Raw genomic sequence first — 13,098 nt, 5'->3', positions numbered from 1 at the left:
TCTGTTTTTACCTTCTTTTTAGCTTCTATTTAGGCGAGTGTGGAAGAAATAAGAAAGGTGAAATATGAACTCTACAAATAGCTTCTCGATCAATATCAATCAGCAAAAATCCATTGCTAAAAAAAGGCTCAAAGCTATCCGCCTATACGATGACGCCACGTTGGAGTTAGTTAAGCGATTTCACTCCAAACCAGAATCTTTGGCTCCCAATACAATTCAATTGGCTGACGTTCAACATGCACTCGCAAGAGAACTGGGCTTATCCAGTTGGAGTAAACTAAAAGCTCATGTCGAAGAGCTAGAAGCGCACAAACTAGCCATCAAAGAACAAAAACCGCCCCTAGATGCAAAAGTAAAAACGCTACACGTTCGTTGTGGCCACGACATTCAACAACAACTTAAAGCCAGCGGATTTGAAGGGACATTTTTAGCCCTGATCGATCCGCTTTGTATTGGCCCCATACCAGCAACACCGCAGAACTTCCTTGCCATTCGTGCCCAATATGTCGTAGAGACTCTGCTGCCCGTGATGAAGCGTGAAGACTCGGTTCAAGATATAGTCACATTGGAACAATCAAACCTCGATCTGTTGCAAAGTGATGTATTTGAACGAATCGTCTTTTGGGTCGAACATGACAGTTATGATCAATTGATGCTAATTCGTGCTCTAACACAGTTAGAGAATGTAGAGAATAAAGTGATAGAGATCATTGAGTTGAACCAGTTCCCGGGCACTGAACGATTCATCGGCTTTGGGCAGTTGCCTGAAGAAGCTATTCGTTCTTGTTGGCGATACCGTAAACCTGTGACAGCAAAATTATTCAGTCAGGCTAAACGGTGTTGGCACGCTATTACATCACCGACACCTATTTCCATAGTTAATTTGATTCAGCAGCATAACCTGGATTGCTTGCCCAATATATTCAACGTGCTTAAACGCCATTTGCAAGAGTTACCTAATTCACAAACTGGATTGAGCTTGACACAACACCTCGCACTAAAGGTCTTGAGCTCGCAAAATCGTTCAATTCCCATCAAAGATTGGTTTGAGCAATATCAACAACTAGAACCTCTTCCTTACCTAGGAGACGTGATGTTTTACGCGTTACTCCTCCCTCTAGCACAGTGTCAAACACCTTTGATCACGATTGAGCCACGTGAAAGGCACTGGTGGGAACAAAGCGTCCGTATCACTGAGGCTGGCAAGCAGTGTTTGGAAGGCTTAATACGAGCGAAACAATGCTATTGGATTGGAGGGATTAAAAATACCAGTCAAAGTTATTGGAGCTGGGATCACCTCCAACTAACTACACTTGCCAACCATCATTGAGTTGACAAATATGAAAGCATAAAGGGTTCGTTGGCTCTGATGAACACTCAATACTAAATTATCCCTAAAGAAGCGACCGCTAGCCTGAATATAACTTAAATAGTTATGCAGAAATGCATCCACTCCAAGAGAGTATGCACTCTATCTCTTATTAAAATTTATTGTAAATCCTCTTTGTTATCGGTTGTATATTCGATAAAAGTGTTAAAATACAAACTTTTCATCCGGCCAATTCGTTAATATTTGGTTAAAATCCCATTTTTATTAGTGATAAAGTTCACATCTATTAACCATTTAGAGGATTATTCTTTCGTATTTTCTCACTCCGCTGCTAATCTGCTCGCCGCTTTGAAGTGAACTCAAGGTGCATAACTATAAGGAGTGTTCTCATGAATACCAAGAAACCGATGTCGCTTACCAGCCGCGTAATTTTAGGTATGGTTGCGGGTATCTTGACAGGATTTGCAATTCGCACACTTTTTGCCGACAACGGATTTGTCGACGCATACATTGTTAATGGATTATTCGAAGTTGGTGGACAGATCTTCGTTGCCAGCTTAAAAATGCTTGTTGTACCGCTAGTATTTGTTTCGTTAGTTTGTGGTACTAGCTCTCTCAAAGACCTCTCTACACTGGGTCGCATGGGCGGTAAAACCCTCGCTTTCTACGTTACGACAACGGCTATCGCGATTACGCTTGCTCTAACTATGGGTACTCTATTTCAGCCAGGGGCAGGGGCAGATCTAACGGCAGCAAGTTCATTCAAATCAGCCGAAGCGCCATCTTTAGGTCAGGTGATCATCGATATGTTCCCGACCAACCCAATCAGCGCAATGGCAGAAGGTAAAACTCTGCAAGTTATCGTGTTCGCCGTGCTATTCGGTATCGCGATCAGTGCAGCGGGTAAACCAGGCGAACGCATCGCAGCATTCTTCTCTGATCTGAATGAAGTGATCATGAAACTGGTCGCGATTTTGATGAACTTGGCGCCTTATGGGGTGTTCTTCTTAATGGCGAAGCTATTTACTGGTCTTGGTCTGGGCGCGATCGTCAATCTGGCAGAGTACTTCTTAGTACTGGCTAGTACGCTTGTCCTACACGGTCTAGTTACTTACAGCTTAATGTTAAAAGGTTTCACAGGTCTAAACCCAATTACGTTCCTACGTAAGATGGAAGACGCGATCATGTTTGCTTTTTCTACAGCTTCATCGAACGCGACCATTCCAGTGACAATGGAAACAGCAAAACACCGCATGGGCGTAGATAACCGTATCTCATCATTCACTGTTCCTCTAGGTGCAACTGTGAATATGGACGGCACAGCCATCATGCAAGGTGTCGCAACCGCATTTATTGCTCAAGCATTCAATATTGATTTGAGCATGGGCGATTACATGATGGTTATCATGACCGCAACACTTGCATCTATCGGTACTGCGGGTGTCCCTGGTGTTGGCCTAGTAATGCTTGCTATGGTATTGAACCAAGTTGGTCTGCCACTTGAAGGTATCGCGCTCATCATGGGTGTTGACCGTCTTCTTGATATGATTCGTACCGCGGTAAATATCACTGGTGACAGTGCTGTAACCGTCATCGTTGCGAAATCAGAAGGTGCATTGGATGAAGCTCGCTTCAACGACCCAATGGCAGGCGTAGCCGAAGAAGAAGTGCATCTTAAACGCGCTGACGCCTAAATCGTTCTACGATTACCATTCTGAAATTATATAGTCCTGTCTAAAAGAAAGCCCCGATGGAAACATCGGGGCTTTTGTTTTCTCCGCGTCTAGAAATACTCTTTCTAATCCGCCATCGAATTCAGCTTTTCTCTCGCTTGTTCTTCATGCTCGTCGGTGATGGCATTACCGACTGAGTTCGCGGCTAAGGTAAGTGCTGCCATGTCATCGGTAAAACCGACGCCAGCGAGTACGTCTGGCACCATATCTGTTGGTAGGACAAAGTATGCCAGCGCACCACCTAAAATCGCCTTATGGCGAACAGAGGTGTTAGAATCTGTCATCGCGAGCCATGATTTAATGCCCATTACGGCAATTTCTTCACCCGCTTTCTTAACCGACCCTTTCATTTTTCGCCAGAATGTTTTCTCATCTGGCGCTTGCATCGTTTGATCTTTGGCGTCTTTCGGCGCCGATTTTACAGACATTGTTGTGGTCATCGTTGCCTCCGAAATTTATGACTGTGGCCAACATATTAATAAATCGAACCTGAACGCAAGATTAATAACAAGAAATGATAGTAAAGTGAAACAAAAACACAGATAGAAAATCCCCAAACCGAAGTCTGGGGATCGTGATGTTGGGAACTAAGTTGTCGAGTGCACTACTGAGCTATCTTCTCCAGTACACGCATCAGCATTTTGATTCGCGGTTCGATAGACTCAAGCAACAAGTACTCTTGATCGCTGTGGAAGCCCGCACCGATAGGTCCTAGACCATCCAAAGTTGGAACGCCAAGAATCGCCGTATTGTTTGCATCAGAGCCGCCACCGACTTCTTTCCAGTTGATGTCGATCGCCAGTTCACTTGCCGCTTCTTCAACTAATGTCATTAAGCTTTCTGTTTGTGGGCTTGGCACCATAGAAGGCTTATACGCTTCACTAACCAACTCAATGCTCACGCCATCAACGAATGGTGTTTCCAGCATGCCGTTTAGCTTGCTATCGACATCATCGTATTCTTCGTTGCTCCAGAAACGCACATCCACGATCGCTTCAGCGTGCTCAGGGACGATGTTCGCTCCGTTGCCACCAGAAACAATACCGACATTCAGTGTGGTACCAGATTCAAAGTTGGTCATTGCATTGACTGCTAGAATCCAATTCGCCATCTCAGTGATTGCGCTGCGGCCATTTTCTGGCTCGTTCCCTGCGTGAGCAGCAACGCCATTAAAGGTCATTTTGTAGCGAGCCATGCCTTTACGCGCTTTCACTAAACCACCGTCTGCACGTGCCGCTTCTGCAACCAGTACATTCTTAGCGTTTTTCGCTACTGATTGAATCCAATCCACAGAGTTCAGAGAGCCCGTCTCTTCATCTGGGTTCATGCAGATAGCGATAGACAGCTTATCCAACACCGCTTGGTCTAGATTACGCATCGCGTACACGATGTTCAGCAAACCAGATTTCATGTCAGACACACCTGGACCGTACGCTTTCTCTGCATCTTGAAACATTGGACGAAGCTCAGCGGTACCCACAGGGAACACCGTATCCATGTGACCAATTAGCATCACATCGATTTGCTCAGCTTCCGGCTTGTTTCGAACTTCAAGACCAACACCCGCTCTGCCACAGTCGATGCGTTTTACGCTCCAACCTGACATCGCTTGGTACTTATCTTCAAATTGAGAAGCGATGAACTCGATGCCATCAGTCGTGTAAGTGCCACAATCCACATTGATTAGCGGACGTAGCTCTTCTAGATATTCATTTAGAGAGAATTGCATGACTCACTCCTAGACAAACAGATTCATCACCAGCATTGCGCCAAACGCGTTCAATACTGAGATTGCAATCATAACTGGGATGTAACGACCTTCAGTACCGATTGGGCCCATGATACGACCCATGTACTGAACTTGAGAGCCCATAAGGTAGATGGCAGGCGCTAGAATCGCAATGTGCGTGCCGTTAAGGATACCTTGGTCAAACAGCGTGATAACCACCCCCACTGCGCCACCCATCGACATCCAAGCACCGATCAATACCGCTGCAGCTTCACCCGGAAGACCAAACACCGCCATGATTGGAGAAAACACAGTGCCCATCAGATCCAGCGCACCAGTGATTTGCAGCGCTTTGATGATAACGAACGCCATTAATACGTTAGGAACCGTAGAGGTAGTCGCAATCACCCAACCTTTCTTAGCACCTTCGACGAAGATATCCGTCACCATTGGTTTTTTCGCTTTAACGTCACCCATTATGCCGTCTCCTCTTTTAGGTTCTCTGATTTGTTTTGGTCTTGCTTGTCTTCGTTACCTTCCGTCATGTTTAGGTAGATACGGAACAGGTTCGCACCAATGATCTTAAACGCGAACATCACCACAACCGCCAAACCAATAGAAGAAGTTACTGCTAGAGAGCCGTCAGCCATCGTCAGTGTGAACAGCACAGCACCCGATGAGAAGAAGTTCACGATGGTTGCACCTGCAGTGAACTGGAACATGGTAAATACGTCCGTTTCACGCTTAGTTAGGTGACCTTCATCTTTTAGCTGACGCGTCATTGCCGCACCTGCATCGGTACTTTGTAGAGAAGCAATTAAAGCCAGACCAGAGTTACCAGGGATGCCCATTAGAGGACGTAGAAGAGGAGTAAGAAGCTTACGAGCTGCTTCAAGTGCACCGTAGTGCTCAAGTACGTTGATCATACCTAAGGCGAACATAACAGTTGGAATCAAAGTAAGTGCGAAAATGAAACCGTCGCGAGCACCGCTACCACCAGTACCGCGAAGCGACGTTGTTGCAACTTGCACACCGTCAGCCGTTTCGGTGACACCATACGCCACCTTGCCGAAAGAGCCATTGAGCGTTGTAAAATCGAATACACCGTACCATTCGCTAGATTGCATCAGGCCAGAAAAGAACACAACCGCAAACGCCAGAGCAACGTAGCACCCCAGTGTAACTTTACGCTCAGTTTGAACAGGAATTTTCATAACATTACCTACACATGTGGAACTTAACACATATGTTCACCTGAATAATGTGCTAGAGAGATGATCAAAATCAATCCGCCTGCCGAACATTATCGCGACTCAGTTATGAAGTTTTGTTTTATGATTCCAATCACAATTGAAAGATAATAAAAATTTGTGCCAACAATTAGGTATTTTAATCTATATCGATAGCTCACGACTTCTTCATCAACTCAACAAATGATTCTGACGAATATTGCTTTCTACAACATTCATGACGTACTTCATACTTTGGCATTGAGGCAATATCGATTAACTCGAAAGTAACATTCAGCCACGAAATTTAGGTTAGGATGGCCCGGTCATATGTAAACGGCATAAACCAGAATTAACAGGACTATACGACCCATTGTTACGCTCACAATATAAAATAGCCAAATGGACACTCGCCCTCGTGCTTTGGGTGGTGATGATATGCTTAAGCCAAAATTCTGGTTTCTCGAAAAGCTGCCCGAAGGCTCACCAAATACAGAGTCAGCAAGATGAGAGTGTGAATTTATCACCATCTTGCGACCTTTCAGAAAAGCTGGTTCAAGCGTACCAACATCAGTTTGATCATATTCTTATTCCATTTTTTCTGTTTGCTTTGATTGTGGCGCTGCCGATGACAACCACAGCAATTCGTTATCTGGAATACACAGAACCGATACCGGAAAAGTATCGGGTTCACCTAAAACTTTGCGTGTTTAGAGAATAAAGCCAGCAAGGCGAGAGACCTTTCTGCCTGACTTTTGTACATATTTTATTCACTTCACATAACAAACAACGAAATTTAAAAGTTTTAGGAAATATTATGACATTCACTCGTACACTTTTGGCGTTAACGATGGCTATCGTATCTGCCGTATCTTTCGCATCAGAAAAGACCGCAGAACAAAAGCTAGAGGAAGTTAATCAGATACTAAAAGATAACCCTCAAATTCTTGATTCATTGCACCAAAACCTTCAAGAGTACATTGCGTATCAACAGTCATTTGGCGACACCTTGAAGGAGGTTCGTCAATATCTAAGTGATGGCAAACATTCCTCTTTTGGTGCTGAAAACCCTGAGTTAACCATTATTAACGTAACAGACTACAGCTGCCCTTTTTGTAAACGTTTAGAAGGAGAGCTGGTCAAAGTTGGTAAGGAATATCCGCAGGTAAAAGTGCTTAACCTCAATGTCTCTTTTAAAGAACAATACGAGAAGAACGGTTACAACTCGGCAAGTTACGCATTAAATGTTTGGCAAAACCAGCGAGATAAGTACGAACAAGTGCATGAGTTATTGGTGAAAAAACCGGGCGCACATGACGCACGTTCCTTAAATCAAATCGCGAAAAAAACGGGGACAGAAGCACAGCTTGTCGACGACAAAGAGACCAAGGCGTTGCTTGATAAAAACTATCAGTATTTCACGCAACTTGGTTTACGCGGCACGCCCGCGTTGATCATTAATGATCAAGTCATTCCTGGCTATGTGCCGTTTGACGAGCTAGAAAAAGTCATCGACCAAGAACTGGCGAACTAATACAACAAAGCCCTTCCCTGATAACTCAAGGAAGGGCTTTTTCTATCTAGGCTTAAAACGAAGTTCTAACTACTTGTCGCGACCCACAAACGCCACAACGACTTTGTCATTGCCAAGCGAGCGAGAGAACACGTACGCGCCTTCTTGTTCAATTACTTGATGCTGACCCGCACCAATCGCTGGGTGCGCTTTACGGAACTGACCAAGAGTTTGCCAGTGTTTGAGCAGCGCTTGCTTCTCATCAGATAGCTTCCATACCATGTCAGAACGAGTGCCTTGGTGGAAATCGTCCGCGTAAGGACCAATGTTACGACCAACTTCATCACCATAATAAACCTGAACAGCACCAGGACTCAGAAGCAGTGCATTCGCGGCGTTACGCTGCATACCGTAATCTTTGAAGCGAGAGAAGAACAGCTCGGTATCGTGAGAAGACATGTAGCTCACAGGGTTAAAGTCTTTCTCATTGGCGATAGTGTCCGCATAGCTTTGGTAAGTGTCTGCCATTTGGCTGAAACACGCCGCGCCTTTGTCTAACTTCTTCTGCATGTCGAAGTTAATCAACGCATCAAAGCCATCGTCAAAGTAAGGGCTGCGATAAGCGGTATGTCCCCATACTTCACCCATCATCCAGAATGGCTGACCTGACTTACCGTTCTCTTTACGCCACTGCTCAAGGCTGCTTGATGCCTCTTCTTTCAAGCGTTTCCACACATGGCCTTCAACGTGCTTCACCGTGTCGACACGGTAACCATCAATACCAAAGCGTTTCACCCAATCAGTTTGCCACTCAATTAGGTAGTCCGAGACAGTGTAATTATCACGCGCCTCAACGCGAGTGCCAGGGTTATCCAATAGCCATTGAGCTGGCTTCACGGCTTTGTCTGATTCAGTGATAAAGTCAGGCAAACCCGCCAATGACATGGTGATATCACTGCTGCCCGGAGCTGGGTATCCCGGTAGACCTGTTCTTACCCAGTCACCGCCCCACCATTTCGCCCAGTTTGGACTCTGGTAATCAATCTTCTGGTGGTAGCTATGCCAGTTTTCACCCGCTTTTGGTTGCCAATCCCCCCACTTCTTAGGTAGTTCAGCGTTTGGTTTTAACACCTCAATACCATCAAATTGCAAATCGGCTAACGTCGAGTAACCGGTGTGGTTGATTACTGCGTCCATCAATACTTTAAGGCCACGTTTGTGTGCCTCTTCCACCAGCTTTTTCAGATCATCTTCGTTACCGAAGTTCTCATCAATCTTGGTGAAATCGCGCGTCCAGTAACCGTGGTAAGCGTAAAATGGGAATGAGCCACTATCGCCGCCGCCCACAAAACCATGCACTTGCTCAACGATTGGCGACAACCAAATTGCATCTGTACCTAGGCTCTTGATGTAATCTAGCTTTTCGATCACGCCTTTTAGGTCACCGCCGTGGAAGGTGCCGATCTCTTCTTTGCTGTCTTTCTTACGCCCATAGCTGTTGTCATTGCTGGTATCGGCGTTGTTGAAACGGTCAACCATCACGAAGTAAATGTTGGCATTGCGGTAATCAAACGGCACTGCTTCTTTGGTTTTCTTCACTGGCTCTAGTAGCACCAACCCGCCTGAATCTTTGCTTGGCGTCAGCGATACTTGCTGATCTTTTACTTCGACCATCTGCCCAGAGTAAGCATCACGCAACTTGGTGCCATCGGGGAAACTGTCACCCAGCGCAATGGTGACTTCGCCGCCTTGATAAACCTCACATTGCACTTGTGGGATTGGGCGTTTGAATTCTGTCTTCGCGGCTTTCTTAGGTTCACGCTTGAAGCGCAATGTTTTCGCTTCCGCATCAAAAGCAAAAGAGTAATCGCCAGTAAAGCGGATTTTTAATGGCAGTTCTGTTGGCTTTCCACAGTTCAGCGCGATAGGTTTGTTGAATTTGACCTTCTGGCTATCAGGCGCGACACAGTCGCCCTCAACGCCCGTGATTTTGAGCGTGTATCCGTCTTTGGTTAAGGGCACAACCAAAGGCTGTTCTGCACTTAAGGGAAAGTCACGGCTGTTAGTCGTGGTAGAGATGGTGATGTTTGGCTCGGCGATGGCACTTGCCGATGCAAGCAATAAGGTAGTCGTAATCAGATTCAGTTTCATCGTTCAGTCCATTGGTTGCGCATAGGCGCAGTATTCGTGTTGTAGTTTTATTCACACTAATAGTAAATGGATGAAAAACTGAGCACATCATTCTGAAAAGCTACGCCCTAAAGCTTGTGACGCTTCACATTTTGCTTTTATGGGGGCGTAGTTCTACTTATGAGCAGGGTAAAAAGGAGTTTAAAGCAGAACGCTACCAAGGTTACGCATTTGTCTCATCGCCCAATTGACGCGGCTGATGGTGTAAGAAGTCTGAGGGTAAACTTTGATGCGATACGGATTTGGCAGCACCACCGCAAGCCTTGCTGCTTGGCGTGTTGAAAGTTGTTTAGCAGGAATACCAAAGTAGTTTTGCGCAGCGGCTTCCGCGCCATAAATACCTGGACCAAACTCCACCACATTCAAATACACTTCAAGAATGCGTTTTTTACTCCACATTGCTTCCATCAGCAGAGCAAAATAAAGCTCATACGCTTTGCGCACATAAGAGTGTGAAGGAAACAGAAACACGTTCTTTGCAGTTTGCTGAGTAATCGTGCTCGCACCGCGCGAGGGACCGTTCTCGCCAGACTCTGAGATCACTTTAAACAAGGAATCAAAATCCACTCCGTAATGGGTCGGGAACTTTTGATCTTCTGTCGCAATCACGGCCAGTTGAATGTGTTTAGAAATATCACTCAAAGGCACCCATTCATTTTGACTCTCTTCAGGAAATCCTTCAGGAGGAGAAATTATGCGGCTGATCTTCCATCCCCAAATTGGTGGATCGATGTATTTCACTATGCCAACGAGCATCACTGGTAAAAGCAAAAGCACCAATAAGATATTGAACAGAAGGGATTTAATCTTTCTCAAAGTCCGACCTAGCCTGATTTCATAAAACAATATGATGCAAGTATAGAGTATGCAGTCTGTTTATCGTTAGTGAAAACTTGGTTAAAAAAAAGCCCGATTTACAATGTAAAACGGGCTTAGAATTTGATTAGACTAAATTATTTGTGCAGCTTGTAGAACACGGTTGAAAGTGGAGGCAAACGAAGCTCAAGTGATTGAGGCAGTGATTCACTTTCGACTTGTTCCGTTTTCACACTGGTCAGCACTTTAAAATCGCTTCCGCCGTATTTGCTGTCGTCCGTGTTCAGCAGCAGTTCGTATTGACCTGCATTTGGAACACCTAAACGGAAACGCTCGTGTGGTACGGGCGTAAAGTTGGTGATGATGAGAATACGCTCACCCCCTTTACTGATACGCTCGTGCGCTAGGATGCTTGCATCTGCCTCGTCTTGTAGACGCCACTCAAAACCAGCAGGAACACAATCTTGATCGTGCATCGCCGCTTCATTTCGGTACAAGTGGTTCAAATCGCGCATCAGCTTTTGAACGCCTTGATGACGTTCGTATTCCAGCAAGAACCATTGCAACTGATCATCGTGGTTCCACTCCGCCGTTTGGCCGATTTCCGCGCCCATGAAGTTCAGCTTTTTGCCCGGTTGACCATACATATAACCGTAGTATGCACGTAGGTTTGCGGTTTGCTGCCATTCATCGCCCGGCATCTTGTTATGGATAGAGCCTTTTCCGTACACCACCTCGTCGTGAGAGAGAGACAAGACGTAGTTTTCGCTGTGCGCATAAACCAGCGGGAATGTGATGGTATTGTGGTGGTATTTGCGGTGAACAGGATCTTCTTTGATGTATGAAAGACTGTCGTGCATCCACCCCATATTCCACTTGAAGCCAAAGCCTAAACCACCCATAAAGGTTGGCGCAGACACACCCGGAAACGCCGTTGACTCTTCCGCAATCGTCATCGCATTCGGGAAGTGCTTGTACACTTCTTCGTTCATCCATTTTAAGGTTGCGATTGCGTCGTAGTTTTCGTTGCCACCATCAACGTTCGGGACCCACTGATCGTGGCTACGTGAATAATCGAGATAGAGCATCGACGCGACGGCGTCCACGCGAATACCATCAATATGGAATTGTTCAAACCAGTACAGCGCATTCGACACAAGGAAGCGACGCACATGTTCACGGCCTAAATCGTAAATGTAGGAGTTCCAGTCTTGGTGCCAACCGCGACGCGGATCTGGATCATGGAACAGAGGCGTACCATCAAAGTTCGCTAAACCATGATCATCCGATGGGAAGTGCGCCGGTACCCAATCCAGCACAACACCGATACCTGCTTGGTGACACGCATCCACGAAGAATTTGAAATCATCAGGGGAGCCAAAGCGGCTAGTTGGTGCAAACAAGCCAACGGGTTGATAGCCCCATGAACCATAGAATGGATGCTCAGACACAGGCATCAGCTCAACGTGGGTGTAGCCCATATCCACAAGGTATGGCACCAACTGCTCTGCGAGTTCTCGGTAGTTGAGGAAATCACCTTTCTCGTCGCGCTTCCATGATCCAGCATGTAGCTCGTAAAACGATAACGCTTCATCACGCTTTTGCGTCACTGCACGGTTTTGCCATTTCGCATCTTGCCATTGGTAACGCTTGTGATCGTAAGTAATGGACGCGAACGATGGGTATTGCTCAGAGTAGAAACCCCAAGGGTCTTGTTTATGAGGAAGCCCTTCCCCATTTGGCCCTTTGAGCTCAAATTTGTATTGTACCCCCTCTTCCAGACCAGGAATGAATAGGCCCCAGATACCGTAGTCTAGGCGTTGCATTGGATGACGACGGCCATCCCATTGGTTGAAGCAACCCACAAGGCTAACAGCCGATGCATGTGGTGCATAAACAAGGAAACGCACACCAGAGATGTTTTCACCGCCACGTTCTAGCGTGACAAAGTGTGCGCCCATGTAGTGATACATGTCTTTTGGCGTATGCAGATGCTCGTACTCTTGGTAGATATTGTGATACTGGTACGGGTCATCAATAATTTGTTCAACACCATTCCAATCGACCGCTAAACGGTAGTGGGTCAGGTGTAAATCGCGTTGCTCTTTTAAGATGAAACCGCTGTCGCCATCACGCTCAAGCGCCACGCGAGGTTCACCATTAACAAGTAGTTCAACCTTGTTTGCGCCCGGCATCCAAACTCTCAGCGAAGCTTCGTCGTCAATGAATGGACCCAGCGCAGCAAATGGATCTGAGTAAGCCGCCTCAGCAAGCAGTTCGTATGCGCGTTCGTGTTGTTTCTTTATTTTCTTGGTTTTGGTGGTTTTCAAATCTTTCTCCCTAGAGCCAATATCCTTTTCAAGACCAGAGATCTGAATCAAACATCGGTTTCTCCACAGCCAACGTTGTGAACTCACAAAAAGACTCCGCTTCTCACGTTCGTTGCGTAAACGGCGTCAAAATACAAAAATGCCCGCTATTGTCGCGGGCATAATAACGGTACTTCATCCTAACGGATTGTGTTTTAGGAATGAGTGACCTAGACGGAACTTTCGTAC

11 protein-coding genes are annotated in these 13,098 nt (G+C 46.0%); 4 read left to right on the top strand and 7 right to left on the bottom strand.

Annotation, left to right across the window (positions count from 1 at the left end; translation table 11 throughout):
• The first annotated feature begins 64 nt into the window (after positions 1-64).
• Together R8N49_RS17535 and R8N49_RS17530 are read left to right on the top strand one after the other, a co-directional pair.
• Entirely contained in the window at positions 65-1,330 is a 1,266-nt protein-coding gene (locus tag R8N49_RS17535; RefSeq protein ID WP_186585064.1) for a DUF1835 domain-containing protein, read from the top strand.
• Between the two features lie 389 nt (positions 1,331-1,719).
• Positions 1,720-3,024, top strand: a complete 1,305-nt coding sequence (locus R8N49_RS17530) for a dicarboxylate/amino acid:cation symporter (protein ID WP_186585063.1) — start codon at positions 1,720-1,722, stop codon at positions 3,022-3,024.
• 104 nt (positions 3,025-3,128) lie between these two features.
• On the opposite strand, the gene R8N49_RS17525 is transcribed toward R8N49_RS17530, so the two are convergent.
• The 4 genes from R8N49_RS17525 to R8N49_RS17510 all read right to left on the bottom strand — a co-directional run bounded on the left by R8N49_RS17525 (position 3,129) and on the right by R8N49_RS17510 (position 6,006).
• Positions 3,129-3,503 carry a YkvA family protein gene (locus R8N49_RS17525; protein ID WP_053303903.1) on the bottom strand — a complete coding sequence of 125 codons (375 nt, stop codon included), beginning with the start codon at positions 3,501-3,503 and terminating at the stop codon, positions 3,129-3,131.
• A 164-nt stretch (positions 3,504-3,667) separates the two neighbouring features.
• On the bottom strand, positions 3,668-4,792 hold the full coding sequence (locus R8N49_RS17520; protein WP_186585062.1) for a M20 family metallopeptidase: 1,125 nt from the start codon (positions 4,790-4,792) through the stop codon (positions 3,668-3,670).
• A 9-nt stretch (positions 4,793-4,801) separates the two neighbouring features.
• A complete protein-coding gene (locus R8N49_RS17515; protein WP_005374849.1) occupies positions 4,802-5,269 on the bottom strand; it encodes a YjiG family protein in 468 nt (155 codons plus the stop codon).
• Entirely contained in the window at positions 5,269-6,006 is a 738-nt protein-coding gene (locus tag R8N49_RS17510) for a nucleoside recognition domain-containing protein (RefSeq protein WP_186585603.1), read from the bottom strand. Before R8N49_RS17510 ends, R8N49_RS17515 begins: the two co-directional genes overlap by 1 nt.
• A gap of 448 nt (positions 6,007-6,454) precedes the next feature.
• Here R8N49_RS17510 and R8N49_RS17505 point away from each other — a divergent pair, with 448 nt between their 5' ends.
• Positions 6,455-6,742, top strand: coding sequence for a hypothetical protein (locus R8N49_RS17505; protein ID WP_049872671.1), 288 nt, complete (start codon positions 6,455-6,457; stop codon positions 6,740-6,742).
• 96 nt (positions 6,743-6,838) lie between these two features.
• Entirely contained in the window at positions 6,839-7,555 is a 717-nt protein-coding gene (locus tag R8N49_RS17500; RefSeq protein WP_005384623.1) for a DsbA family protein, read from the top strand.
• 69 nt (positions 7,556-7,624) lie between these two features.
• Here the strand turns inward: R8N49_RS17500 and R8N49_RS17495 are convergent, their stop codons facing one another.
• From R8N49_RS17495 to glgB, 3 genes are all read right to left on the bottom strand, one after another.
• Positions 7,625-9,685: an alpha-amylase gene (locus R8N49_RS17495; protein ID WP_186585602.1), complete on the bottom strand. Its 2,061-nt coding sequence runs from the start codon at positions 9,683-9,685 to the stop codon at positions 7,625-7,627.
• A gap of 180 nt (positions 9,686-9,865) precedes the next feature.
• Positions 9,866-10,540 (bottom strand): monofunctional biosynthetic peptidoglycan transglycosylase, encoded by a 675-nt coding sequence (mtgA, locus tag R8N49_RS17490; protein WP_186585601.1) that lies wholly within the window; start codon positions 10,538-10,540, stop codon positions 9,866-9,868.
• Positions 10,541-10,677: 137 nt separating this feature from the next.
• Entirely contained in the window at positions 10,678-12,870 is a 2,193-nt protein-coding gene (glgB, locus tag R8N49_RS17485) for a 1,4-alpha-glucan branching protein GlgB (RefSeq protein ID WP_250156841.1), read from the bottom strand.
• Between the last annotated feature and the right edge of the window lie 228 nt (positions 12,871-13,098).

This window comes from Vibrio sp. 1978, from assembly GCF_033344345.1.
The sequence above is the reverse complement of the archived record's forward strand: the minus strand, read 5'-3'. Positions and strand labels throughout refer to the sequence as shown.